The 25,175-nt window shown below is 72.7% G+C and carries 19 protein-coding genes and 2 pseudogenes; 4 read left to right on the top strand and 17 right to left on the bottom strand.

All coding sequences use genetic code 11. The features are described 5' to 3' along the window. Nucleotides 1-8 precede the first annotated feature (8 nt). Complete coding sequence (locus tag StrepF001_RS27715; RefSeq protein WP_240797704.1) at nucleotides 9-629, bottom strand: class I SAM-dependent methyltransferase; 621 nt, start codon at nucleotides 627-629, stop codon at nucleotides 9-11. A gap of 94 nt (nucleotides 630-723) precedes the next feature. Then, nucleotides 724-1,947, bottom strand: a pseudogene (locus StrepF001_RS49615) (condensation protein). 12 nt (nucleotides 1,948-1,959) lie between these two features. Here StrepF001_RS49615 and StrepF001_RS48340 point away from each other — a divergent pair. Continuing rightward, a complete protein-coding gene (locus tag StrepF001_RS48340; RefSeq protein ID WP_240797701.1) occupies nucleotides 1,960-2,160 on the top strand; it encodes a hypothetical protein in 201 nt (66 codons plus the stop codon). Here the strand turns inward: StrepF001_RS48340 and StrepF001_RS27705 are convergent. From StrepF001_RS27705 to StrepF001_RS27695, 3 genes and pseudogenes are all read right to left on the bottom strand, one after another. Further along, on the bottom strand, nucleotides 2,127-6,422 hold the full coding sequence (locus StrepF001_RS27705) for an alpha-(1->3)-arabinofuranosyltransferase (protein WP_129800944.1): 4,296 nt from the start codon (nucleotides 6,420-6,422) through the stop codon (nucleotides 2,127-2,129). The genes StrepF001_RS48340 and StrepF001_RS27705 overlap by 34 nt on opposite strands. Further along, nucleotides 6,419-7,159: a class I SAM-dependent methyltransferase gene (locus tag StrepF001_RS27700; protein ID WP_129800943.1), complete on the bottom strand. Its 741-nt coding sequence runs from the start codon at nucleotides 7,157-7,159 to the stop codon at nucleotides 6,419-6,421. The genes StrepF001_RS27705 and StrepF001_RS27700 overlap by 4 nt, the downstream gene beginning before the upstream one ends. Then, nucleotides 7,156-8,306 (bottom strand): annotated as a pseudogene (locus tag StrepF001_RS27695) (glycosyltransferase family 4 protein). Before StrepF001_RS27695 ends, StrepF001_RS27700 begins: the two are co-directional and overlap by 4 nt. A gap of 342 nt (nucleotides 8,307-8,648) precedes the next feature. On the opposite strand from StrepF001_RS27695, the gene StrepF001_RS45765 reads away from it, so the two are divergent. Together StrepF001_RS45765 and StrepF001_RS27690 are read left to right on the top strand one after the other, a co-directional pair. Beyond that, nucleotides 8,649-8,801 (top strand): hypothetical protein, encoded by a 153-nt coding sequence (locus StrepF001_RS45765; protein WP_165396386.1) that lies wholly within the window; start codon nucleotides 8,649-8,651, stop codon nucleotides 8,799-8,801. Between the two features lie 2 nt (nucleotides 8,802-8,803). Further along, complete coding sequence (locus StrepF001_RS27690) at nucleotides 8,804-10,111, top strand: helix-turn-helix domain-containing protein (protein ID WP_129800942.1); 1,308 nt, start codon at nucleotides 8,804-8,806, stop codon at nucleotides 10,109-10,111. On the opposite strand, the gene StrepF001_RS27685 is transcribed toward StrepF001_RS27690, so the two are convergent. The 12 genes from StrepF001_RS27685 to StrepF001_RS27630 all read right to left on the bottom strand — a co-directional run bounded on the left by StrepF001_RS27685 (nucleotide 10,045) and on the right by StrepF001_RS27630 (nucleotide 24,406). Further along, nucleotides 10,045-11,160 carry an MBL fold metallo-hydrolase gene (locus tag StrepF001_RS27685; protein WP_129800941.1) on the bottom strand — a complete coding sequence of 372 codons (1,116 nt, stop codon included), beginning with the start codon at nucleotides 11,158-11,160 and terminating at the stop codon, nucleotides 10,045-10,047. The two genes, StrepF001_RS27690 and StrepF001_RS27685, sit on opposite strands and share 67 nt — an antisense overlap. A gap of 170 nt (nucleotides 11,161-11,330) precedes the next feature. Next, entirely contained in the window at nucleotides 11,331-12,437 is a 1,107-nt protein-coding gene (locus StrepF001_RS27680; protein WP_206306955.1) for a helix-turn-helix domain-containing protein, read from the bottom strand. 451 nt (nucleotides 12,438-12,888) lie between these two features. Further along, the gene (locus StrepF001_RS27675; RefSeq protein ID WP_129800939.1) at nucleotides 12,889-13,797 is read right to left on the bottom strand and encodes an ABC transporter permease; all 909 of its coding nucleotides are present in this window, start codon (nucleotides 13,795-13,797) and stop codon (nucleotides 12,889-12,891) included. Then, nucleotides 13,784-14,572 carry an ABC transporter ATP-binding protein gene (locus StrepF001_RS27670; protein WP_129800938.1) on the bottom strand — a complete coding sequence of 263 codons (789 nt, stop codon included), beginning with the start codon at nucleotides 14,570-14,572 and terminating at the stop codon, nucleotides 13,784-13,786. Before StrepF001_RS27670 ends, StrepF001_RS27675 begins: the two co-directional genes overlap by 14 nt. 60 nt (nucleotides 14,573-14,632) lie before the next feature. Next, nucleotides 14,633-15,817: an ABC transporter substrate-binding protein gene (locus StrepF001_RS27665; protein ID WP_129800937.1), complete on the bottom strand. Its 1,185-nt coding sequence runs from the start codon at nucleotides 15,815-15,817 to the stop codon at nucleotides 14,633-14,635. Further along, nucleotides 15,804-17,189, bottom strand: a complete 1,386-nt coding sequence (locus StrepF001_RS27660) for a GTP-binding protein (RefSeq protein ID WP_240797700.1) — start codon at nucleotides 17,187-17,189, stop codon at nucleotides 15,804-15,806. The genes StrepF001_RS27665 and StrepF001_RS27660 overlap by 14 nt, the downstream gene beginning before the upstream one ends. A 1-nt stretch (nucleotide 17,190) precedes the next feature. Continuing rightward, on the bottom strand, nucleotides 17,191-18,099 hold the full coding sequence (gene cysD / locus StrepF001_RS27655; protein ID WP_129800936.1) for a sulfate adenylyltransferase subunit CysD: 909 nt from the start codon (nucleotides 18,097-18,099) through the stop codon (nucleotides 17,191-17,193). Further along, nucleotides 18,096-18,644 (bottom strand): adenylyl-sulfate kinase, encoded by a 549-nt coding sequence (cysC, locus tag StrepF001_RS27650; protein WP_129800935.1) that lies wholly within the window; start codon nucleotides 18,642-18,644, stop codon nucleotides 18,096-18,098. The genes cysD and cysC overlap by 4 nt, the downstream gene beginning before the upstream one ends. Beyond that, the gene (locus tag StrepF001_RS27645) at nucleotides 18,641-19,753 is read right to left on the bottom strand and encodes a sulfotransferase (protein WP_129800934.1); all 1,113 of its coding nucleotides are present in this window, start codon (nucleotides 19,751-19,753) and stop codon (nucleotides 18,641-18,643) included. The genes cysC and StrepF001_RS27645 overlap by 4 nt, the downstream gene beginning before the upstream one ends. Before the next feature lie 107 nt (nucleotides 19,754-19,860). Continuing rightward, entirely contained in the window at nucleotides 19,861-20,946 is a 1,086-nt protein-coding gene (locus tag StrepF001_RS27640; protein ID WP_129800933.1) for a 3-oxoacyl-[acyl-carrier-protein] synthase III C-terminal domain-containing protein, read from the bottom strand. Between the two features lie 378 nt (nucleotides 20,947-21,324). Further along, complete coding sequence (locus tag StrepF001_RS27635) at nucleotides 21,325-23,586, bottom strand: MMPL family transporter (protein WP_129800932.1); 2,262 nt, start codon at nucleotides 23,584-23,586, stop codon at nucleotides 21,325-21,327. Between the two features lie 94 nt (nucleotides 23,587-23,680). Next, nucleotides 23,681-24,406 carry a DUF2993 domain-containing protein gene (locus tag StrepF001_RS27630; protein WP_165396384.1) on the bottom strand — a complete coding sequence of 242 codons (726 nt, stop codon included), beginning with the start codon at nucleotides 24,404-24,406 and terminating at the stop codon, nucleotides 23,681-23,683. A gap of 74 nt (nucleotides 24,407-24,480) precedes the next feature. On the opposite strand from StrepF001_RS27630, the gene StrepF001_RS27625 reads away from it, so the two are divergent. Continuing rightward, the gene (locus tag StrepF001_RS27625; RefSeq protein ID WP_129800930.1) at nucleotides 24,481-25,101 is read left to right on the top strand and encodes a TetR family transcriptional regulator; all 621 of its coding nucleotides are present in this window, start codon (nucleotides 24,481-24,483) and stop codon (nucleotides 25,099-25,101) included. Nucleotides 25,102-25,175: the final 74 nt, after the last annotated feature.

The following is a 25,175-nucleotide window of genomic DNA, read 5'->3' as shown; positions in this document are numbered from 1 at the left end:
CACACGGCCTATGTCCTTCGCGCGTGCAGGAGGAGGATCGAGGCGAGGGGTGGTCTGGCGCAGGCCAGGCGGTCCAGCGGTCGTAGCGGGCGCGGTACGCCGTGGAAGGGCGCTCCGGTAAGTCGTACGACCTCGAAGCCCGCCGCCGCGACGAACTCCCGTAGCGCGCGGGCGGTGTACAGCCGCAGGTGTCCGACGACCTCCCGGCCCGGGCGGCCGTGGACCGCGCGCAGGCTCACCTCGGAGAAGACCGGCTGGACGCCGGCGAGCAGCAGGGCGCGGTTGTACCAGGCGGCCAGGTTCGGGGTGGACAGCATCAGATGGCCGCCCGGGCGCAGGACGCGTCGGATCTCCTCCAGGGCGGTGTCCGGGTCCACGAGGTGTTCGATCACCTCGCTGAAGAGGACGGCGTCGGCGGAGCCCGTTCCGAAGGGCAGTGCGGTCAGTTCGCCGCGCACCGCGTACGGCAGCCGGGTACGGGCGCGGGTCAGGGCGTCGTGGGACCAGTCGACGCCGACGATGCGGTGGCCGGGGAGGAGGGGGGCGGCGGTGGCGGCCGCTGTGCCGTCGCCGCAGCCGATGTCGAGGACGGTCTGTGCCGTGTCCGTGCCGAGGGCGGCGGCCAGCATGCGGGCCTGGCGGAGGCTGCGGGGGGTGCCGGAGGCGACGGGGACGGCGGGGTTCTCGTAGAAGTCCCGCAGGCTGCCGGGGGTGCGGTGGTGGTCATCGGGTGACCTCCGTGGTGTGCAGGTAGTGCTCGAACAGGTCCCGCAGATGGGCGCCGTCACCGTGGCTGAGCAGGGTGCGGGACCAGCGCAGGGCCAGGTGGAGGCGGCCGGCCGTCGATGCGGTGGTGACCGTGAGGCCGCGGGGCATGCGGGCGGGGGCCGAGAACCAGACCGCGTGGGCGCGGCCGGCCTCCTCGCCGAAGTCCAGGGGGTACGGGACGCGGCCGATGTTGCTGAGCAGTGTCGTGGACGTCCAGGGTGCTGCGGCGCGGCGGAGGCCGCGGGTGAGGGCGGCGCGCCACGGGACCGGGAGGAGGGGGCGGTCAACAGGGTGGCTCCGTGCCGAGTTGGGGGCGGGAGAGGGACTTGAGGGCGCGGGTGCGGGTTGCCGTCCGGCGGAGCAGGGTGTCCATGTCGTCCGGGGTCAACTCGTCTGGGGAGAAGGGGACTTCGACCAGGCGGGTGCCGTTGCCGATGGGCATCGTCGTGTCGCGGGGGCGGTCGTCCACCGGCATGGTGATGCGCAGGGGGCGGGGGAGGGCGCCGTGTTCGCGGTTTCCAGTGGGCGATGGTCAGGGCGGTGGTGACCATGAGCTGGTCGTTCACCGTGTAGGGGGTCCTTGGGGCGGTGAGGGAGGGGGAGGTCCGTGACGAGCATGCCGTTGCCGGGGGAGGGGTCCGGGGTGCCGGGGGCGACTCTTGCGGGTGGGGTCCAGTTGGAGGGGGTGTCCGGGGGGACCTGGGGGGTTTCGGGTGTGCGAGCGGGGGTGCGGTGGGGGGAGTTGTCCACGCCGCTGTACAGCTCCGCTGCGGTGGCCAGGACGCGGAGGCAGGCTGGGCCGTCCAGGGCGGTGTGGTTGATGGTGAGGAAGAGGACTGTGCCGGTGGGGTCCTGGTGGGGTGCGCTGCCCGGCGTCGGGGTGCCTCCCCACTCTCGGCTTCGCTCGAGCGGGGGACCCCCATCGCCCACCCGTGCCGCCCCCGCGGCACGACTGCCCGCAGCTGAGTCGGCATGACTGCCCGCAGCTACGTTCGCGACCACTTCAAGGCGTATCGGTGGCGACAGGGACAGTGGTGGTGCCTCCGTCAGTGCGCGGGTCCGGGCGTCCCGTAGCGCATCCCGGGTCGGTGGCGGAAAGCTCACCACCTCCACGTCCGGCTCCCCGGTCAGCTCCCACTCGTAGCGCCGTCGGTACCACCGCCCCGGCGCCTCCCGCATCAGGATGCGGGGATGGCGGTGCAGAGCCTCCATGAACGCCTTGCACAGGCGGGGTGGGTCGAGGGGGCCGGGGAGGTGGACCTCGATGTGGACGGTTTCCGGTTCCTCGTCCTGGAGGCAGTGCCGGGCCACCTCGTCCACGACCGGGAACGGGATGCGTGCCGGGTGTTCGACTGCCGTCATGGGCGTTCCTCTCCCCCCTGGCCGGACTGAGGGTTCCCCGGACCGCGCGCGGAGACCGTCGGCCCGGCGTCGGGCTGAGGGACCGGCCCGCCCTGGGGGAGCGGCCCGTGCTCGCCCCGTCGACGGTGTGGCAGCGGTTGCGTCGGTGGCTCGGAGGCCCCCGGCGCCGGTGTCAGCACCGCCGTCGTCCCCGGCGCCCCCCGCTCCCGTACGCTCACCAGGGCCGCGAACAGGCCGATCAGGGCGAGCAGTTGGGCCGCCGGGCCGAACGCTCCCGTGCCGTCCCCCACCGGCTGCCCGGCGCCCGTCGCCGCCGCGATGCCGGCCCCGGCGATTGCCACGAAGGCGATCGGGACGAGCAGGGCGTGCCGCCGGTACGCCAGCACCGCCAGGGCGGGTACCAGGAGCGCGAACCACCCGGCGATCACGATGCCGACCACCGTCAGCGCCGCCGTGCCCAGCCACAGGCCCGGCGCCCCGGGCACCGGCTGCGGCGGGTCGGGGTTGGGGGCGCGCCGGCGCCACAGGACCAGGGCCAGCAGTCCGGCGAGGCCCACCCCGCTGCCGATCAGCCCGGCCTCGTAGGTCGTCGACGGCTCGTACGTCAGCTTGACCGTGCCGCTCGCCCCGGCCGGGATCCGCCAGCCCTGCTGCCAGCCGTCCAGCCGGACCGGGGTGAGTTCGTCGCCGTTCAGCGTGGCCCGCCAGCCGTCGTTGAAGTTCTCGTACGTCGTCAGGTACGAGGCCGCGCCCGAGCCGACGCTCACCTCGCGCAGGTCGCCCAGCCAGTCCCGTATCTCCAGGTCACGGCCGGAGGTCACGGGCTCGGTCACCGTGCCGCGGGTGAGGGTGACGTCGGTGAGGACCAGCGGGCCGGCGTCGCCCGCCTCGACGCGGTGCGTGCCCCGGGACAGTTCCAGTCCGTCCGACGGGCACACCGACACCTCGACCGGCCGGTGTTCTGTCAGGTCCCGTACGGTCCCCTGCACGCTCGTCCGGTACAGCTTCCCGTCCACGGCCAGCACCGGCCCTTCTCCGCACGGCAGCGAGAAGGTCCGTTCGGGCTTCGGCTGCGGGGTGCGGTAGCGGTCGAGGGCCGGGAGGTACGCCTCCGTCAAACCCACCGGGAGTTGCAGGTCCTCGTCGACGACCGGGTTGTGGAGGGTCAGGGGCGCGGTTTCGGTGATGGTGATGTCGAGGCGGTCCGTCGTGATCGGCGGGAAGCGGACCCAGCCGTTCTCGTCGACGCCGGCGGTGGCCGCGCCGTCGGGGGAGCTGATGTGCACCTCTGTGGGGCGGGTGGACAGGCCGCCCGCCGGGGCCAGCACCAGTTCGCTCACCGGCTGCTTGGCCGGCCAGCGCAGGTGGATCGTCGGGCGGTCGCCCGCGATCCATGCCGTCGTCAGGTCGCCGTCGGTGAGGTTGCGCGCGGCCAGGCCCGTGCCGAGCCGTGCTGTGGAGTCGGCGGTTGCGGTGATGCGGTTCTGCTGGTCGGGCGCGATCTCGTAGAGCAGCCGGTCGAGTTCCTCGCCGGGGATCGGCAGCGCGCTCGCCTTCACCTCGTACGTTCCCGCCGCGGTCGTCGAGAAGCGGCGGTGCAGGCCCGCCTCGGTGCCGGTCGGGGACGTGCCGGTGGGGTCGGCGGTGCGGTGCAGGGAGATGAGCTCACCTGGCGCCGCTTCCGACGCGTCCGTCGGGAGCCGCAGCATCCGGGTCACCTGTACGTCCGGCAGGGTGATCTCGGCGAAGCCCGCGCCCAGCAGACCGGCCCGGCGCTCCACCGAGTCGACGATCGTCAGCTTCATCCAACTCGTCACGCCCGCCGGTGCCTTGATGCGCTGGGCCATGCCGTTCGGCTGGAGGAAGCTGGTGACGGAGCCCCGCTCGGTCTCCACCCGCACCCGGGTCGGCGCCGCCCGTACGCTGTCCTGCGGCAGCGGCGTGACCCGGAACGACGACGGCATGTCGTAGTCCTCGGTGAAGCCGATGCGCAGCCACTGCCCGTTCGGTGTGTCGTCCGAGCCCTCCGTCCAGGCGGTGTCCGGGTTGCCGTCGAAGGCGTTCACCGGGTCGAACTGCGAGAGATGGAAGAACCAGCTGCCGTACGAGGACGCCGTCACCGAGCGGGCGCCGCGCAGCTCGGCCACCGTCTGGTGGCCGGTGCCGGTCACCGGCAGGATCTGGTGCGGGGGGTCGTCCGCGTCCTGGTAGGCGTCCGGGGCGTTGCGCTCGTCCCGGGTGTACGTGTACGAGGTGTTGGCGTTGACCAGCCCGAACCGGGTGTCCGCGCGGCGCAGCCCGTCGCCGACGACCTGGAGCTGCGGGGAGCCGAGCCCGGGGTGGTTGTCGCCGGTCAGGACGGAGGCCCGGCCGCGCAGTTCGGCGGCGAGCGGCAGCAGGGACTCGGGGCCGCCGGAGACGACGGCCGTGTCGGCGACCGGGTACAGCGTGGCCTGGCCGGGCCCAGGGACGTCCTCACCGCGCGGCTGGTAGATCTCCACCGCGCGCTGCCGGGGGTAGAGGCCCTCGACCTGGAGTGGGGTGTCGTCGGCGATGCGCCCGCCGGTCATGACCGGGCCGAGGCCGGTCACCCGCTGGTAGCCGGACTGCTCCAGGGTGCGTTTGACGGTCGTGGTGGGGACGGCGCCGATCTGGTCGGGGTCGAGGTCGTTGCGTACGACGACGTAGTGGATCCCGGCGCGGCTCAGATAGTCCGCCAGGCCCGGCACTTCGCCGCCGGTCAGCAGCGCCTGCTCGACCGCGTCCATCGCGCGCCGGTTGCCGGGGGTGCCGAAGGGGACGTAGTCGCGCTGGGCCCAGCGGGAGTCGGCGAGGACGTCCAGAGGCTGGTCGATGGTCGAGCCCCAGGTGTGGATGCCGTGCGCGGTGGCCGGGACGACCAGGGCGCGCGAGTCGGGGGAGTACTTCTGAAGCCAGTCGGCCGTGGCCTGCCAGTACTTGGGGAGCTCCTGGAAGGAGCCCGGGTTGAGGATCGATCCGTTGAGGTACGGCCACAGCAGGCCCGGCAGGATCAGCACCGCCGCGACCAGCGGTGCGAAGCGGCGGCCGGGCACGGGGCGGGCGCCCCGCGGTTCGGCCGCGACGGCGACCAGGTGGGCCAGGCCCAGCGCCAGCGCCAGGGCCAGACCCGTCTGGAACTTGTAGATGTTCCGGAAGGGTGCCAGCCAGCCGTTCAGCCCGTCCTGCACGGTGTCGTGGAAGGGCGCGCCGAACGCCCCGCCGTAGCCGGCGAGCAGGATCAGCGCCGCCGTCAGCACGGTCAGCACCAGCCACCGCCGCTCCGGCAGATCCCGGCGCGCCAGCCCGGCCAGGCCCAGTCCGGCCGCACACGCCGAGCAGAGGATCACGACCACCGAGGACGCCACCGCCCACCCGGCCGGCAGCCACGCCTCACCGAAGTGCAGATAAGCCACCCAGTTGCCCGCGCCGCGCAGCGCCTCCGTCGCCGACATGGTGGCCGTGGTGGTCTGCGAACTCTCCACGTAGGGAAGGAAGTTCTCGCCGTACACGCCGAGCAGCAGCAGCGGGATCCACCACCAGGCGGTCGCCACCAGTACGCCCGGCACCCACCAGGCGATCAGCTTGCGCTGCCGTGGGCCGGGCGGGCGGGACAGCAGGTACAGGCCCACCGGGAGCAGGGACGCCAGCGTCGAGGCCGCGTTCACACCCCCCATGAACGGGACGATCAGCGCCGAGCGGATCGCCGCGACCCGTGCGCTGTACCGCTCGTTCGTCAGCGGCAGCAGCACCCACGGCAGGAACGCGCCGGGCAGCGCCGCCGCCGACGTCGAGCCGACGACGGTGGTGAACACCGGCCACAGCGCGTACGCCGCTGCCGCGAGCAGCCGGGACGTGCCGCCTCCGATCCGCAGCCGCTCCGCCAGCCGCAGGGCGCCCCAGAAGGCGACGGCGACGATGATCGACATCCACAGGCGTTCCGCCAGCCACACCGGCAGACCGGCCGTGCGGCACAGCCAGTGGAACGGCAGCATCGGCCACAGGTAGCCGACGTACTGGTCCTGGATGCCGCCGAAGCCGCCCCGGTCGTGCCACAGCTGGCCGAGATCGGCGAGGAACTGCCCGGGGTCGACGGTCACCCCGAGCTTGGTGTCGAAGGTCTGCCGGCCCGGCTGCACGGCCAGGAACAGCACGAGGACCACGGCCCAGAACCCCAGCAGCCAGCGCCGCGACCGCGGGCCCTCCGGGGGACCCGCGGTGGTCGCGGTGGTGGGGACGGCTGCCGGAGGAGGGGCCTGGACCGTGGTCGTCATGGGGGACACCGCCGGAGGATGAGGAGGAGGTTCCAGGTGGCCAGCTCACGGAGGCCGGGGACCTTGACGACGGCCTCCGTGAGGAACGGCCAGTAGCGGGAGCGCGCCGTGACGACCGTGACGTCGTCGCGGGCGCGCACCTGCCGCAGGGTGGGGCCGATGTGCACGGCGAACAGGTTCTCGCCGAGGGTGTGCTTGGCGTCCTTGCCGGTACGGCGGCGGTAGCGGGCGCGGGCCCGTTCGGCGCCGAGGTAGTGCCAGGGCGCCCACTCGTGTCCGCCCCACGGGGACAGCCAGTTGGTGAACGACACGTAGATCAGCCCGCCGGGCCGGGTGACCCGCGCCAGCTCGCTGAGGAACGTCTGCGGATCGGCCACGTGCTCCAGGACGTTGGAGGAGAACGTGACGTCGGCGACCCCGTCGTACAGCGGCAGCAGATAGCCGTCCGCGATGACCGTCCCGTCGGGCGGCTTCTCGCCCAGCTCGCGTACGTCCGGCTCGAACAGGTAGGCCTCGGCACCGCGGCGCCGGAACTCCTCCGTGAAGTGGCCGCTGCCGCCGCCGACGTCCACGACGGTGCGGCCGGCGAGGGGACCGTCGTAGGCCTCGACCTGGTCGGCGGCGTCCCGGGCGAGCAGCGCGTAACAGGCCTCCGGGTCGTCCTGCTCGCGGAGGAAGGCGCGGAAGAGGGCGAGGGACCGGCGTATCGACGGGTCCTTGAGGCCGGTGCCGGTCACGGCTCCCAGCCCCTCACCGCCTCCGCCGCAACGGCGCGGAACTGCCGGACCGTCCGATGCCATCGGTACCGCGCCGCGTGTTCACGGGCCGCCTTGCCCATCAGCTCCCGGCGATGGGCGGACAGCGCAAGCGTGCACCAGGCGGCGGCGAAGGACGACTCGCCGTGTGCGAGGACGCCGGTCTCGCCGTCGATCACCGAGTCCCTGAGGCCGGGCACGTCGAAGGCGATCGTCGGCGTCTCACGGGTGGCCGCCTCGGTCACGACCAGGCCCCAGCCCTCCACCGCCGAGGGATGGACCAGCAGCCAGGCCGCGCACAGCAGTCGGTGCTTCTCGGCGTCGGAGACATGGCCGGTGAACTCCACGTCCGGGCCCGCGAGCCGCTCCAGCCGCTCGCGTTCCGGGCCGTCCCCGACGATCAGCAGCCGGCCGCCGGTGACCGGCCGGACCCGCTCCCACAGCCGCAGCAGCAGGTCGATGCGCTTGTACTCGACGAGCCGGCCCACCGCCAGGAACAGCGGCTCGGGCGAGCGGTCCGCCCGCGGACCCGGTTCCTCCACGCCGTTGTGCACGACCCGGATGCGTTCGCGTTCCACGCCGATCGCGCGCAGCGCGTGGGCCGTGGACGCAGAGACGGCCACCATCAGGCTGCGGGCCTGTGCCCCGGTCAGCGCCCAGTGCTCGAGTCTTCGGCCGATGCGGGCGGCGGGGGCGAGCGGACCGCCGAAGCGCATCTGCCACAGATCGGTGTGTACGTGGTTGACCAGGCACAGCGTCGGGCCGCGATGCCACATGGGCGCGAGGTAGGGCATGCCGTTGCACACCTCGACCAGCAGGTCGCAGTCACCGACCTGACGGGCGAAGGCGGAGCGGGCGCGCAGATAGTGGCCGTAGGCGCCGCCCGCCGAGACGACTCGGTAGTCCCGATAGGCCGCGGGGCCGCCGCACAGCAGCGTGACCTGGTGGCCCAGCCGGGTCAGGCCCTCGGCCAGCCGGTCGACGAGCAGCTCGGAGCCGCCGGCCGCCGGATTGCCGAGGTCCCGATGGGCGAGGAAAACGATTCGGCGCGGGGGTGGGGGGAGCGCCGAAGGGTGCTGCTGCGGCCGGGGAGCTCGGTGCGCAGCGGCGGCGGTACGTGCTGGGGCATGGGTGCTCCAACTCGTCTCAGGGTGCGGAACTCAGCGTGGGGGCGGGAAGAAGGCGGGGAAGAAGCGGGGAAGAAATAGTCTCTGTGCTGTTCCTGCGTGCGGGCTGTGGACGGGTTGTGCTCGGGTGGGTGGACAGTTTTCGCCCAGGCGTTCGCCACGGCTACTCACCGGCATGACAATTTCGGCGCTTGTTGTAGCTGACGTCACGTCACAAAGTGAGCCTCGGCCGATACCCACCCTTGACGCCGTGTGAGCGCCCTGTCGACACTGGGCTCCGAACGGCAGGGGCGGGCACCGGGGTGGGACACCTCCGGACTCTGGACGAGAGAGGCTGACCCCGCATGCCCAGACTGCTCGCCGCCACCGTGACCGTAGTGATCGCCGCCGCCCTCGCGGTGGGCGCCGCACTCGGTATCGTCGCGCTGCTCGAGTCCACACCCGAGCAGCCCAACACGCCCTTGATCACATACGAACAAGCGGGCCAGGGGAGCTGACCGTGGCGGCCCGTCCGGCAGCGGTCACCGCCCGTTCCGCCTGGCACGACGTGCCCCGGCTCCAGGTGCGCCGGTTCGCGGCGATCGCCATGGCCGAGGCGCCCGCACTCGCCGAGGAGATCCTCGGCGAGATCCGCCGCGAGTACCCGCACCTGCCCGTCGTCCTGGACGAGAACGGCGAGCCGATGGCCCTGGTCGGCATCCGCCGCGCCATCGAGGTGTTCGTGCAGCAGCTGGAGCACGCCGACTACTCGACGGGCCGCCCCACCGTCCCACCCGGCGTCTTCCAGGACTTCGGCCGCGGCGAGGGCTACAACGGCCGCACCCTGGACTCCCTCCAGGCGATCTACCGGATGGGCGTACGCCTGGCCTGGCGCCGTTTCGCCGACATCGGGCAGCGCGTGGAGATCCCGCCGCCCGCGATGTACGAACTCGTCGACGCCGGCTACGAGTACCTCGACGGCCTCGTCGACCAGTCCGTGCGCGGCTACGCCGAGGCCGCCGCCCGCCAGGCCGGGGAACGCCTGCGCCTGCAACGCCGCCTCATGGAACTGCTGCTCGCCGAACGCCACCGCGGCGACCCCGCCGACGCCCTCGCCGAACGCGCCGCCCGGATCGGCTGGACGCTGCCCGAGAAGGTCGCCGTCGGGGTGCTGCTGCGCCCGGCCCGCGAGGCGGTGGCACCGGCGGTCGGGCAGGGCGTGCTGCTCGACCTGGAGTACGAGCAGCCCCGCATGGTCGTGCCCGAACCGGACGCCGCCGGCCGGGGCGAACTGCTGCACCGGGCGCTCGGCGGCTGGGCGGGCGCGATCGGACCGCCCGTGCCGCTCGCCGACGCCGCCAAGTCGCTGCGCTGGGCCGAGGCCGCCGTACACCTGATGGAACGGCGGCTGCTGCCCGCCGGTGAGGTGCTGTTCTGCACCGAGCACACCGAGGCCCTCGTCCTGCTCCAGCCGGAGGAGCTGATCGACGACCTGGCGCTGCGCTGTCTGGCGCCGTTGGCTCATTGCGGTCCCACTCATGGGCGGAGACTTGCGGAGACGTTGCTGGCGTGGCTGGAGACGAGGGGCGGCGCGCCGGAGGTGGCGGCACGGCTCGGCGTCCATCCCCAGACCGTCCGCTACCGGCTGCGGCAGATACGCGAACTCTGGGGCGACGAGATCGACGACCCCGACCGGCGCTTCGAACTGGAACTGGTCCTGCGGGCCCAGCGCCTGCGGGGTGAGGTCGGCCGGGGCCGCACTCAGCCCCGCCGGGCGCCCACCGGAAGGCGGGCCAGGTCGCGGCCCACCACCACACGGCCGGAGTAACCCTTGCTCGCCTTGGTGTGCCAGGTCGAGTCGTCGACGATGTTCGTGGCACCCGGGACCAGATGGCTCAGCACCAGCGTGCCCACGCCCGCGCGTTCGGCGAGCGGGCCCACCCGGGTCGCGTCCGTGTGGCTGATCTCCATGTGCCGCAGCTGCGCCGGCTTCAGCCCGCCCAGGGCCAGCGTCTCCAGGTCCATCACCTCGTGCACCAGCACGTCCGCGCCCCGGGCCAGCCGCGCCACGTTTCCGCACGGCGCGGTGTCGCCGCTGAACACGACAGCCCCGTCCGCGGTGTCGAAGCGGTAGGCGAACGACGGGAAGACCGGCGGATGCTCCACCAGCACCGCCGTGACCCGCACCCGGTCGTCCCGCATCACCTCGAACGGCTCCATCGGCGGCGCCATCAGCTTGCGCGGCCCCGCCCCCTTCGGCAGCGGGAAGCGTACGTCGTGCGGCCGGATCAGCGTGCGGATGTCGGGCCAGCCCTCGCTGCGCATCCGTACGTTGATGTCGTACGCGGTGGCGGCGATGTGCCCGGCGATCAGGTCCTCCGTGCCGGGCGCGGGCTCCGACGGGCAGACGGTCCGCACCGAGCGGCCCTTCGGCCAGACGGCCGGGAGGTTCCCCGCGGAACCGGGCCCGTAGACGTGCACCGGGCCGCCCAGCGGCTGGAACCCGCCGAACCGCAGCCACAGCAGGGCGTACAGGTCCGACAGATGGTCGGAGTGCAGATGGGTGACGAAGATCGCCGTGAGCTGCTCGGCCGTCAGCCAGGCCTGCGCGTACCGGCCGAAGATGCCGGGGCCGCAGTCCACGAGGTAGGCCCGGCCGTCGACGACCAGCGCGGACCCGATACCGGCGCGACCGTGCATGGGGACGGGACCGCCGCTGGTACCGAGCAGGATCAGCTCGGTGCCCCGGCTCGGCTGGGGAGCGGCGTCCGCGGGGGCGGGCCGCAGGGGGACGGCGGCAGCGGCGGTGAGCGTGGAGGCGGCAGCGGCGGTGCGCAGGACCGTCCGGCGGGTGGGGGCGTCCGGAGATGAGGGCATGGCGGATCCCAAGGGGTGAAGAGGTGTACGGGCGGCGGTACGCGGTGGGGCGCGTGACGATGGGGCGTTCTCTTCAGCAGTCAACGGCGGCCGGACGGCCAGGGCTTTGGGCCGACGGCCCAAAATCCGACCGGTCTTTGTGACCCGCGTCCCATCCCTACCCGGATGTGTTAGAAGGGCCCGAGCAGCCGGGCGATCTCCAGCGCCAGCCGCAGCTCCAGGGCGTCGGCGTCCAGCGGACGGCCCAGCAGCTCCACCGCCCGCCGCACCCGGTACGTCACCGTGTTGCGCGCAACGAACAACCGCTCCGCCGCCCCCTGCGGACTCCGCCCCTCCGCGAGATACACCCGCAGCGTCTCCCGCAGCTCCCGCACCCGCGGATCATCACCCCCCAACGCCCCGAGAACCCGCGCCGCAAACCACCGCGCATGCTCCACGTCGACGGTGAGCAGTGCCGCCGTACTCACGTCGGCGTAGTCGCACAGCCAGCCCGTACGGCCCAGCCGGGCCATCCGTTCCGCCTCCCGGGCGCCGCGGTGGCTGCGCCGGAAGCCCTCGGTGCCGTACCCCACCGGGCCGAGCGCGGCCCGCAGGGGCCGGCGCTCGGGGACCAGCCGTGGCAGCTGGGCGAACGCGTCACGCGGCGGGTCGGCCGGCCAGCACATCCACCCCCACAGCTCGGTGCTGCCCGCCGCCACGGTCAGCAGCTGCTCGGCGCCTGCCGCCCGGCACAGCTCGGCGGCCAGCAACCGCAGCTCCTCACTCGCCGTGTCCGGGGAGCCGGACGTGACGATCAACGCCACATGATGCCGGGCCAGTTCGTAGCCGAGCGTACGGGCCGCGACCGCGCCACCGACCAGACGACCGGCGAGCAACTCGTCCACGATCCGGCGACGGGCCGCATCCCGCCCCCGCCGCCAGCGGTCCCGCTCGGCGACGTACTCCTCGGCAAGACGGCTGGCCTGGACGTCGGCGTACACAAAAAGCAGCTCGCTGACCCGATGCGTCTCCTGGACCCGGATCTCCTCCGGCTCCTTGCCCAGCGCCTCCATCAGACGCCCGTGCAGATACGCGTGCCCGAGCCGGACACCACGCAGCACCCGGTCCAACGGCACATTACGGCGGGCCAGTTCGGCGTTGCTCGCAACGGCCTCCGGCGGAACCAGGGCGGCGGTCGGCTCCGGCTCGGTGAGCAGGCCGGTCAGCGCGGTCAGGACGGTGGCCTCCACAGCACGCTGAAAGGGCACAGCGGCACCGGGCGCACCATGCTCGGGCACATGACGGACAATGTGCCCCGCCATACCCTGGGCCACCTCCACGGCCCACCCACGGCCCCACCCCGAGCAGCCGCTCCGCGCCCCCAACGTATCGCCGAACACACCGGTTCCGGCCACGCACAGAGGACGCCGCCAGCCGCAACAGCCAGGACGGTAACGACCCTTCGGTCAGGCTCACGTACTCAGTACAGCACCGATGCGGAACGGCACGACTGCCGCGACCGTGCGGCGCGCCACCGTGGAGCCGCAGTCGCGTACGGCGGGAAGGGACGTGCCGGGGGGTGTCCGCCCAGCGGCTGCCGCGAACGAACGGCCCCCCGTAAGAAACGGGTTCGGCAGACCGAGGACGGACACCCCCGGCGCCGCCCCGCCCCACCCACCACCCGTAGGCGCTGCGCAAGCCCCACCGAACCGGCGCAGGCCGCCGCAGGCACCCCGCACCCCCCAACGCTCAGCCTCGCACCCCCGCCAACCCCGCGCGCAACACCCGCCGCTCCAGCGGCGCGAACAACAGCAGATCCACGGCGATACCGACCACCAGGATCTCCCCGATGGTGGCGAGCACCAGCGCCATGTCCTGGTAGGAGCGTGCGTTCTCCAGCAGCTGGCCCAACCCCAGCCCCAACTCCGGGGAACTGGCGATGAGTTCAGCCGCCATCAGGGACCGCCAGGAGAACGCCCACCCCTGCTTGAGCCCGGCCAGATAGCCGGGCAGCGCGGCCGGCAGCAGCACGTGCCGGACCCGGGCGGGCCCGGTCGCGCCCAGGACCCGTCCCGCCCGCAGGTACAGCGGCGGCACCTGGTCGACCCCCGCCAGCAGCCCGTTCGCGATGGACGGTACGGCGCCCAGCAGGATCACCGCGTAGATGGTGGCGTCGGTGAGCCCGAACCACACGACCGCCGCCGGCACCCACGCCACCGACGGCAGCGACTGAAGCCCCGACAGCACCGGCCCGATCCCGACCCGGAGCGACCGCACCGCGCCGAGCAGCAGCCCCAGCCCGGTCCCGATGACCACGGCCGCGGCGAACCCGAGGGCGCCGCGCTGCATGCTCGTCCACACCGTGGAGAACAGGGTGCCCTCGTACCACTGGTCGGACAGCGCCCGCCACACGTCGGCCGGCGACGGCAGCAGGTAGTCCGGCTTGAGCTCGGCCTCGTAGGCGGCCTGCCAGGCGAGCAGGACGAGGACGACGGCGGCCACGGGTGGCAGTACGCGCTCGCGCAGGATCTGGCGCAGGGGTGTCCGGGCGGGGCCTACGGGTGCGCTGTCCAGCGCGTCGAGGCCGGCCTCGACGTCCGCGCTGTCACGGACTTCGCGTACGCCCTTCCTGGTCGCGACCGTCTCACCGGCGGCCATGGCGACGTATCTCCTCCCGCAGTGCGTCGGTGACCCGGGCCGTCAGTGCGGCCTCCGGGAGGTCGGAGTCGGTCCACTCGCGGGCGATCCGGCCGGGGCGGGAGGACAGCAGCACGACCCGCTCGCCGAGCCGGACCGCCTCGCGGACGTTGTGGGTGACGAAGACGACGGAGAGCTTGTTCTCGGACCAGATACGGGTGAGCTCCTCGTGGAGCACGTCCCGGGTGATGGCGTCGAGCGCGGCGAACGGCTCGTCCATCAGCAGCACGTCGCCCTCCTGGGCGAGGGCACGGGCCAGGGCGACGCGCTGGCGCATACCGCCGGACAGCTCGTGGATCCGCTTGCCGTACGCGTCCTTCAGCCGGACCAGCTCGAGGAGCCGGCGGGCCTCCTCGGGCCGCTCGCGCCGGGGCACTCCGCGCAGTCGCAGGGCGAGTTCGATGTTCCGGCCGGCGGTGAGCCAGGGGAACAGGGCGTGGTCCTGGAACATCAGGGCGGGCCGTCGGCCCCCGGTGACCTCGATGGCGCCCGTGGACGGCCGGTCCAGGCCCGCCACCAGGTTCAGCAGCGTGGACTTGCCGCAGCCCGAAGCGCCGAGCACGCACACGAACTCGCCGCGGCCGACGGTCAGGCTGATGTCGTCCAGGACCGTCTGGCGCCGTCCCGCGGTGTCGAACCACTTGGAGACATGGGTGAGCCGTACGGCCGGTTGCTCCACCTCGGCCAGGGCGACCGGGCGGACCGGTGCGCCGGCCCGCAGCACCGTTTCTGACATGTGATCAAATCCTTTGCAGTACGGGCAGTGCTGCCCAGAAAGTCCGGTCGGTGTCGGGGGTCAGGTGCCGCGCCCGGCGACGCCGAGGCCGGCGTCGTCCACGGCCGGCTCGCCCTGCTGGGCAAGGACCCGGTTGAGCGGGCGCAGATCGAAGATCCCCCGCAGGGCAGCCTCCGCGCCGCCGCCCTGCGTGCCTCCCCCAGAGGGGGTACCCCCAGCGCCGTGCAGGAGCCCGAGCCGGTCGGCCCGGTCGGCCTCCTCGGCGAGGGTCGCGGCGAGTGGATCGTCGGTGAGGCTCACATGCCGCCAGGCCGCGTCGAGGACCCCGCGCTCCAGTGGCCGGCCGGTCAGCGCCTCTATGGCGCTGTTGACGGCCGTCTTGCCCTCGGCCGGATGGCTCTTCAGCCAGGCGTTGGTGCGTACCGAGCCGCGCAGCACGGCATCGACGACGTCCGGATGGTCCGCGAGGAACGACGGGGACACCACCACCAGTGCGGTGACGAACGTGCCGCCGTCCCACAGGTCCGACTCGTCGACGAGCACCCGCCCGCCGGCGGCGACCAGTTGCGCGGCCACCGGCTCCGGCACCCACGCCCCGTCGATCGCGCCCCGCCGGAAGCTGGTCGGGATCTCCTTGGACGACTGCCGCACCACCGTGACGTCACCGCGCCCGGTGCGCGGATCCACCTCCCAGCCCTGCTCGCCGATCCAGTGCAGCAGCGCGACGTCCTGGGTGTTGCCCGCCTCCGGCGTCGCGATCCTGAGCCCGCGGATGTCGGTGCCGCGTACCTTCGCGTCGCCGTCGACGACCAGCGCGACCCCGCCCGAGGCGGCACCCGAGACGATCCTCAGGCCGCGGCCCTCGGACCGCAGGAAGCCGTTGACGGCCGGCGACGGTCCCATCCACGCGATGTCCACGGCGCCCGCGTTGAGCGCCTCCAGCGCCGACGGGCCGCCGTTGAAGACCTGCGTGCGCAGCCGGGTACCGCCCAGCTCGCGGGTGAAGTAGCCCTTCTGCACCCCGGCCAGCGGCGTGGCGTGCGTGACGTTGGCGAAGTAGCCGATGGAGACCTCGTCCGCCGACAGCGGCGGGCCCGTGCCGACGGCCGGCGCGGCCGCCGCCCCCGGCGCCCGGGACCCGTAGCCGCAGCCCGCCGCCAGGAACAGCAGCAGGAGCAGCGCGAGGGCCGCGCGGAGCGGACGCCGGGAGCGGTGGAACGCCGGGCTGCGCTCAGACAGGCGCATCGGGGGTCCCCGGAGCGGTCGCGCCGACCATGCCCGCGGTCAGCGTGGCACCGTCGGCCGGGTCGATCAGCACGAAGGAGCCGGTGCGCCGGCTGTCCTCGTACTGGTCGAACGCCAGCCGCTCGGCGGTGCGCAGCGCGACCTGGCCGATCTCGTTCAGGTCGAGCCGCCCCGGGCCCGGGATCCGGCGGACCACCGCGCGCACGGTGCGCGTGGTGTGCTTCAGCAGCACGTGGTCCCCGGGCCTGAGCGGGCGTTCGTGCAGATGGCACACGGCCGCCTCGACGTCCCGGGACACCGTCGGCAGGGCCGCCGCCGGGACGATCAGGTCGCCTCTGGAGACGTCCAGGTCGTCGGCGAGCCGCAGCGCGCCGGACTGCGGCGAGCGGACCAGCTCAGCCCGCGCGCCCAGCACGTCGATGCCGGTGACGGTGGTGGTCCGCCCCGACGGCAGCACGGTGACCCGGTCGCCGACCCGCAGCGCACCGGCGGCGACCTGACCCGCGTAGAGGCGGACGTCACCGGAGCGGATGACGTACTGGACCGGGAAGCGGGCGGGTCCGTCGGTGACCTCGTCCGCGACGGGGACGCTCTCCAGGTGCGCGAGGACGGTCGGCCCGCCGTACCAGTCCATGCGCGTGGACGGCTCGACGACGTTGTCACCGGCGAGCGCGGAGATCGGGATCGCGGTGACCTCGGGAATGCCGAGGCCGGTCGCGAGCCGGGTGAACTCCCCGGCGATGTCCGCGAACACGGACTGCTCGTAGCCGACGAGGTCCATCTTGTTGACGGCGAGGACCACCTGCGGCACCCGCAGCAGCGCCGCCACGGCCGCGTGCCGCCGGGTCTGCTCGACCACGCCCTTGCGGGCGTCGACGAGGATCACCGTCAGCGTGGCCGTGGACGCGCCGGTGACCATGTTGCGGGTGTACTGCACATGCCCCGGGGTGTCGGCGAGGATGAACCGGCGCCTGGGGGTGGCGAAGTAGCGGTAGGCGACGTCGATGGTGATGCCCTGCTCGCGCTCGGCGCGCAGCCCGTCGGTGAGCAGGGCCAGGTCGGGGCCCTCGCCGGAGGACGCGCGGGCGACGGCCTCCAGCTGGTCGGCGAGGACGGACTTGGAGTCGTGCAGCAGTCGTCCTACGAGGGTGGACTTGCCGTCGTCCACCGAGCCGGCGGTGGCCCAGCGGAGCAGGTCCGCCTCGGCCGCGGGCGCCTCGAGGGGCTGGGCGGTGGGCTTGGGATTCACGTGTCCCTCCTGTGCGCCGGTCCCGGCGGTCAGCCGGAACCTGGCTTCCTGGAAGATGCCGCGCATCATCAGGGCGGCGGTGAAAAGCGGGGGGTGGCCTAGAGCTGCCGCGTCGGCGGTCATGTCAGAAGTACCCCTCGCGTTTGCGGTCCTCCATCGCCGCCTCCGACAGCCGGTCGTCGGCGCGGGTGGCGCCGCGCTCGGTGAGCCGGGAGGCGGTGATCTCGACGATCACCTCGTCGACGTCGGACGCCTCGGACAGCACGGCGCCGGTGCAGGACATGTCGCCGACGGTGCGGTAGCGCACCCGGCGCTTCTCCACCGGCTCGCCGTCCTTCGGGCCGCCCCAGTCGCCCGGCGCCAGCCACATGCCGGAGCGCAGGAACACCTCCCGTTCGTGCGCGAAGTAGATGGACGGCAGCTCGATGCCCTCGCGGCCGATGTACTGCCACACGTCCAGCTCGGTCCAGTTGGACAACGGGAAGACCCGCACATGCTCGCCGGGCAGATGGCGGCCGTTGTACAGCTGCCACAGCTCGGGCCGCTGCCGGCGCGGGTCCCACGTACCGAACTCGTCGCGCAGCGAGAACACCCGCTCCTTGGCGCGGGCCTTCTCCTCGTCGCGCCGCCCGCCGCCGAACACCGCGTCGAACCCGCCGCCGCTGATCGCCTCCAGCAGCGGCAGCGTCTGCAGCGGATTGCGGGTGCCGTCGGGACGTTCGCGCAGCACACCCCGGTCGATGTAGTCCTGTACGGACGCCACATGGAGGGTGAGCCCATGTGCGGCCACCACACGGTCCCGGTAGGCGAGCACCTCCGGGAAGTTGTGCCCGGTGTCCACATGCAGCAGCGCGAACGGCAGCGGCGCCGGCGCGAACGCCTTCAGCGCCAGATGCAGCATGACGACGGAGTCCTTGCCGCCGGAGAACAGCAGCACCGGCTTCTCGAACTCGCCGGCCACCTCGCGGAAGATGTACGCCGCCTCCGACTCCAGGACGTCGGTGTGCCCGAGGCGGGCGGCCACGGCCGTCACAGCAGCCCCCGTTCCGCCATCAGCGTGTGCAGGGTGTCCACCGACTCGCCGACGGACTGCAGTTGGGTCTCCACCTTCGCGTCCGGTGACTGCGGCGGCTCGTACGGGTCGTCGATGCCGGTCAGCCCGGACAGCCGCCCGGCGCGGGCCTGCGCGTACAGGCCCTTCACATCGCGTACGGCGCACACCTGGAGCGGGGTTGCGACATGCACCTCCAGATACGGGGTGCCGCTCGCCTCGTGCCGTTTGCGGACCGCCTCGCGGCTGTCGGCGTACGGCGCGATGACCGGGACCAGCACCAGGATGCCGTTGCGGGCCAGCACCTCGGCGACCAGGCCGATGCGCTGCACGTTGGTGTCCCGGTCCTCGCGGGTGAAGCCGAGGCCGGCGCTGAGGAACGTACGTATCTCGTCACCGTCGAGCACCTCGACCCGGTGCCCCTCCCGGGTGAGGCGGCTGGCCAGCGCCTGTGCCAGCGTCGTCTTGCCGGAGCTGGGCAGCCCGGTCAGCCACACCGTGGCGCCCTTGGTCAGCGGGGTCCTCATGCGCTGCTCCTTGCCGCCGTACCGGCCATCGGGACGACACCGTGCGCGGCGAGCACGGAGAACCCGGCGGCGCACGCCTGCTCCAGCTCCTCGCGCTCGGCGTCGGGCAGGTCCCGCCAGGACGACGAGGGCGCGCCCACCTTGGCCGCGCACCGGCGCTCCCAGTCGGTGTCCACGAAGTCCGCGCCGAGGAACTCACCGATGCGGTGCAGGGACTCCTCGGGCGCGGCCAGCAGGTCCTCGTACCAGATGTGCAGCACGTTCTCCTGCGGCAGCGCGGACATCGCCTCCATGCCGCGCTTCATCTCGTCCGCCCAGTACGTGCCGAACAGCGACACCGGGAGCCGGTAGTCGCGCACGGCGTCGGCGTCGAAACGATCCGGCAGGAACGGCAGCAGCTCGTCCGGTACGAATCCGAGATCGCGTTCGGTGCCGGCGGACTGCTCCTCGGCGTACGGGTCGTGGCCGAGGGTGAGATGCAGCGCCATCACCACCGCGGCCATACGGAAGCCGGTGTGGCGGCTCATGGACAGCGCGGTGTCCCGGCCGTCGCGCACGATGTGCAGATAGCGGGCGTCGGGGAAGTGCTCGCGGAACTGCCCGGCGAGGATCAGCGAGCCGCCGCTGCGCTCGGCCCACAGGGTCTTGCCGAAGCGGGCGCACAGCCAGGCGAACAGGCGGTGGTAGTGCTCGCCGACACCGGCGTCCGGGAACTCGGCGACGGCCGCTTCGAGTTCGCCGTACAGCTCGTCGGGGGTGTCGGTGAGGTGGGGGAGGGTGGTCAGCAGGACGGCCGGGATGCCGGTGTCGGCCTGGAAGCGGCTGGTGGGCGAGGGCTTGTAGAGGACTTCCCTGGGGGCCAGTCCGTGGGCGGTCAGCAGTCGGTTGACGGTGTTGCGGGAGGACAGGACGTCCCAGAACTCCGCCGCCGTGAGGGGGCCTTCGGGGAAGACCCGGGCGGTGATCCGGTACATGTCCGTGAGGTGGTTGAAGAGCTCCGACAGGCTGAGGACCTGCGGGTGCTCGCGCAGCAGCTCGGAGACCAGAGTCGAGCCGCAGCGGCCGGTGCCGGTGACGAAGACCTGGCCCGGTGAGGTCGGGTTGGGCATGGCGCAGCTGTTCCTTCCGTGCGTCCTTGGGCGGTGTCCGTGGGGTCGTGCTGGAAGGTGCTTCGGGCGGGCCGACGGTGTGGGGCCGTGGGCGGGCCCGGCCGGTGTCAGGACCGGCGCAGCAGGGCCGCGTACAGCGTGAGGCCGGGGCCGAAGGCCATGGCGACCACCGGGCCGTCGGTGCGGGGCAGTCGCTCAAGGACCATGAGGACGGTGGGCGAGGAGCAGTTGCCGCACTCGTCGAGGACGCCGTACGAGGCGTCCAGCGCGCCGGCGGGCAGCTCGAGGCGCTCGCCGACGACCTCGAGGATGCGCTTGCCACCCGGGTGCACGGCCCAGCCGGTGACCTCCTCGGGCGTGAGCCCGTGCGGGGCGAGCAGCTGGTCGCGGACCACCTCGCCGACGTGCTGGGCGAGCACGTCGGGGACCTTCGGCGAGAGGCCCATCTTGAAGCCGAGGTCGGTGATCTGCCAGCTCATGTGGTCGGCGGTGCTGTGGTCGGTGACCGCGACCACGTCGATGACCTCGTAGCCGCTGTCGGCGTCGGGCTCGAGGACGACGGCCGCGGCGGCGTCGGCGAACAGCGCGTGCGCCACGATCTGTTCGATGTCCCGGGTGGGCGGCTGGACGTGCAGCGAGGTCAGCTCCAGACACAGCAGCACCGCCGGCCGGCCGCGCGAGGCGACGAAGTCGGAGACGGCGCCCAGCGACGGGACGGCCGCGTAGCAGCCCATGTGGCCGATGAACAGCCGCTGGACCTTGCTGGACATGCCCAGCTCGTCCGCGAGCCTCAGGTCGAGGCCGGGCGTGGTGTAGCCGGTACAGGAGGCCACGGCCAGCAGGCCCACGTCCGACGGGGCCAGGCCCGCGGACTGAAGGGCGTCGGCGACGGTGCGCTTGCCGAGGGGCACGGCCTCCTCGATGTAGCGCTCCATGCGCTGTCCGGTGCTCCAGCCGGACACTTCCTTCTCGGCGCGCGGGTCCACGGCCGTGGAGCGGGAGCTGATTCCGGAATTCTCGAATATCCGGCGGGCCAGCGGAAAACCGTCGTAGTGGCCCAGGAAAAATTCCTGCCACAGGTCGTCCTGGCTGCTCCGGGTGCCCGGAAAGGAATGCGAGGAGCCGGTGATGACGGGGCGTGCGGCGGCGCGCAGCCCCCGGCGGGCAGGGGCGATTTTCTCTTCGAGGTGCATGCGTGATCCCTTTGCTTTTGGGCAGCGGAAACGGCCGCGTCGGGCCGACGGCGGGAGAGAGGGAATCGTGCGTGCTGATGGAATCCGACCCGGGCGCCTTTGCGCAGGTCAGACCGTCCATATGGAGATACGCCGAAACGGCGCACGGAAGATGAAAGAAAGAGTGGTCTGCTCTCCCCCGCTCGAACCGGATGTCGATTCGATGCCCTCAGTCAAACACAGGACTTCCGGCGGAATCAAATATTCCGCGGTTAATTTCCTCGTCAGTAACAATTAGCGGCTGAAAAACGCCAGCCTGCCTCTCGGTGAACCCGATAGGCAGGCCGGCGCTGTGTTTTTCTGTTGGGTATCGGTGTCCGGAATCGAGCCGGAGGTAATTCAGCCAGAACTTGCGTTGATTTCGGTCAGCGGCCGTGCGGGTTCCGCCCGGGCCGGCTCGTGCAGCCGGGCGCCCTCGATGTCCAGGTCGGGCAGCAGCCGGTCCAGCCCGCGCGGCAGCCACCAGGCGCCGCGTCCCACCATCGCCAGCACCGCCGGCACCAGGGTCATCCGTACGACGAAGGCGTCCACCAGCACACCGAACGCCAGGGAGAACGCGATGGGTTTGACGATGGCGTCCTCCGTCGTCACGAAGCTGGCGAAGACGAAGAACATGATGAGCGCCGCCGCCGTCACCACCCGCGAGGCGTGCCCTGCCCCGTCGATCACCGCGTCCCTGGCCCGGCCGGTGCGCACCCACTCCTCGCGCATGCTGGACACCAGGAAGACCTCGTAGTCCATCGCCAGCCCGAAGAGCACGGCCATCAGCACGATCGGCAGGAAGCTGACGACGGGTCCGGTCCGGGCCACCCCCAGCGCGTCGGCGAGCCAGCCCCACTGGAACACCGCCACGACCGCACCGAAGGACGCCGCCACCGACAGCAGGAACCCGACGGTCGCCTTGACCGGCACGACCAGCGAGCGGAAGACCAGCAGCAGAAGAATCAGACAGAGCCCGACGACGACGGCCGCGAACGGCAGCAGTGACGCGCTCAGCCGGTCGGAGACGTCGATGCCGATCGCCGTGGTGCCGGTGACGGACACGGCGGCGCCGGTCTCCCGCTCGATGACGGACGCGTCGCCGCGGATGGCATCCACCAGGTCCTGCGTGGACTCGTCCTGCGGTCCGCCCTCCGGTACGACCTGGATCACCGCCCGCCCGGACTCCGGCGCGTACTGCGGCTGACCGACCTTGACCACGCCCGGCAGCTCCTGCAGCCGTCCGGCCACCGCGGCCGCCTGCTGCTGCCCGGCCTGCCCCTGGGTGTCCGCCTCGGCGAGCACCAGCAGCGGCCCGTTGAAGCCGGGACCGAACGCCTCGTCGACGGTGTCGTACGTCTCGCGCTGCGACGTCCCGTGCGCCGCCGTGCCGTTGTCGGGCAGCGCCAGCCGCAGATCGGCGGCGGGCAGCGCCAGGGTCACCAGGGCGGCGACGGTGCCGACGACGACGAGCAGGGGGCGCCGGGTGACGAGCCGGGCCCAGCGCTGCCCCATGACGGAAGCCTTTGCTGCGGCCTCCTCCGTGGCTTTTTCCGTACCCCCCGCGGGAACCTCCGCCGCGGCAACAGCCGCCCGCCGCGCGGCCCGTGACCCCGGCCGGGGCGCGAGCCGTGCCCCCGCGAGGCCGAACAGCGCCGGCAGCAGCGTCACCGCGACCAGCACGGCGATGAGCACCGTCGCCGCCGCACTCAGACCCATGACCGTCAGGAACGGGATACGCACCACGATCAGCCCGACCAGCGCGATGACGACCGTCGTCCCGGCGAAGACCACCGCACTGCCCGCCGTACCGACCGCCCGTCCCGCCGACTCGCGCGGCTCCATTCCCTGGGCCAGCTGCGTCCGGTGCCGGGACAGCACGAAGAGCGCGTAGTCGATGCCCACCGCAAGACCGAGCATCAGCGCGAGGCTCAGCGCAGTCGACGACACCGTCACCCCCGAGGACACCGCCAGCAGCCCGGCGAGCCCGGTGCCGACGCCGACGAAGGCGGTCAGCAGCGGCATCCCGGCGGCGAGCAGCGAGCCGAAGGTGATGGCGAGCACGGCCAACGCGACCACCACCCCGAGCAGTTCGAGGACGCTCGGGGTGAGCACGCCGTTGCCGTACGCCTGACCGCCGACGGAGACCTCCAGCCCCGCCTCCTCGGCGGCCCGGGTGGTCTCCTCCAGCGAGTCGAGCGTGCCGTCGTCCAGGTCGGAGCGGCTGACGTCGTAGTTGACCTGGGCGAGCGCGGTGCGCCCGTCGGGGGTCACGGTGCCGGCCTTGTCGGGCGGGATCACGGCGGCGACCTGCGGGGCGTCCTGCGCGGCGGTCAGCGTCCGCTGGATGCCCTGGGCGGCCTGCGGATCGGTGACCTTCGCGCCGTCGGGCGCGGTGAACACGATCTGGGCGCTGGTGCCCGCGGCCGCCGGGAAGTCCTCGGCCATCGTGTCCTGCGCCTGCTGGGATTCGGAGCCGGGAATGGTGAACTCGTTGTCGAGCTTGCCGCCCACGACGACCAGCGCGCAGACGGCGCCCGCCAGTACGGCCAGCCAGGCCGCCAGGACGAGCCGCCGTCGGCGGTAGGCGCCGAGACCGAGCCGATAGAGCCATGTCGCCACGGAGATGCTCCTCGTGCAGTAGTGGCTTGTGCGGTGGGGGGGTCCGAAGACGGACGGGTGTCGGTGGGCCGGGGCGTCGGTCGGGCGGAGCGGGTCAGGCCTTCACGGTCGTGCTGCCTCCCGTCAGTTCCAGGCGCAGTCCGTCGGCGGTGACGGCGAGCCGCTCCGGCTCCAGGTCGAGGGGCAGTCCGGACAGGTCCAGCTCCTGCGGGGTGTCCCCGAGCAGCTGGCCGGCGAGGGCGTCGGGAACGATGCGCTCGCCGATGCGCACCGTGGTGCGTTCGAACCGGATGCCCTCCTTCTCGAGGACCGGCCGGAAACCGATGGAGATCCGCCCGGCCGGCCCGGCCTGCACGACCAGTTCGCCGCTTTCCGGATCGGTGGTCACCGCCGCGGCGCCCAGTGCGCCCCCGGTCATCGTGGCGACGGCGTCGGCGAGTGCGGCGTCCGTCAGCTCGGCGCTCACCCGGGTGTCGGCCACCGACAGTCCGTCGCCGGTGCGGACCACATCGGCCAGTTCGGCGTGCAGGTCGACTCCGGAGAACCGGCGGAACGTCGCGCCCTCACCGGAGACCTCCACGTGGGAGAAGGACCCGCGGGCCAGTTGCAGCATCACCGGCGTCGGTCCGAAGCCCACGTCCAGCCCGGTGTGCAGCCGGCGCTCCATGCGGTCCGCGAGCCGGTCGGCCGCCTGGTGACGTGCCACCGCCTCCGCGACACCCCCGGCGGCCAGCACCGCGCCGGTCACGCCCAGGGTGATCAGGCGGGCTCTGCGGGACACCCGCCCGCGGAACACATGCCCCCTCCGAAAAAGTGTCATGACTGACAGCATAGCGAAGGTGTCATGACTGACAGATTCTGTACCGTCGGTTTTCCGCCTGCGATACTCCTCACATGGCAACCCTCGACACCCCCTCCGCGGCGCCGCGTGGGCGTCGCGAGGCGCACAAGGCGGCAACGCGCAAGGCCCTCCAGGAGGCCGCCCACCGCATGTTCGAGGAACGCGGATATGCGCAGACCACCGTGCGGGACATCGCGGCGGCCGCCGGGGTCACCGAGCGGACCTTCTTCCGCTACTTCCCCTCCAAGGAGGACCTGGTCCTCGACGAGGTCCTGGACCTCATCCCGGTCGTGCAGGCCCAGGTGGCCGCCCGCCCCGCCGACGAGGACCCCTACGCCGCCGTCCTGGGCGCCGCCCTCGACCTCATCGCCGACGGCGGCCCCGGCCTGATGTTCAGCGGGCCGCCGCAGCGCTTCCCGGGTCAGCCGGTACGCCAGTTCCTGCCGGTGCTCAGCCAGTTCGAGGACGGTCTCGCAGAGGCCCTGCGGGAGCGGCTCGCCGAGCACGACCCCGACGCGGCCACGCCGCTGCGGGCGGCCGTACTGGCCCGGGCCGCCGTCGGCGCGATGCGCTCCGCCCTCTTCGCGTACACCGCCCTGCCGGAGGAGGAGCGCACGCCGGCCCTGGCGGACGAGCTGCTGCGCGCGGCATTCGGGCATCTGCGCGACCCCTGAGCGCGCGACCACCTGTCCATCCGGCCGCTGCAGGCCCATTGCCCAGGCAAACACTCCATGAGTAGCCTGTGTTC

This window comes from Streptomyces sp. F001 (assembly GCF_004187715.1).
In the GTDB taxonomy this organism is placed as follows: domain Bacteria; phylum Actinomycetota; class Actinomycetes; order Streptomycetales; family Streptomycetaceae; genus Streptomyces; species Streptomyces flavusporus.
The sequence above is the reverse complement of the archived record's forward strand: the minus strand, read 5'-3'. Positions and strand labels throughout refer to the sequence as shown.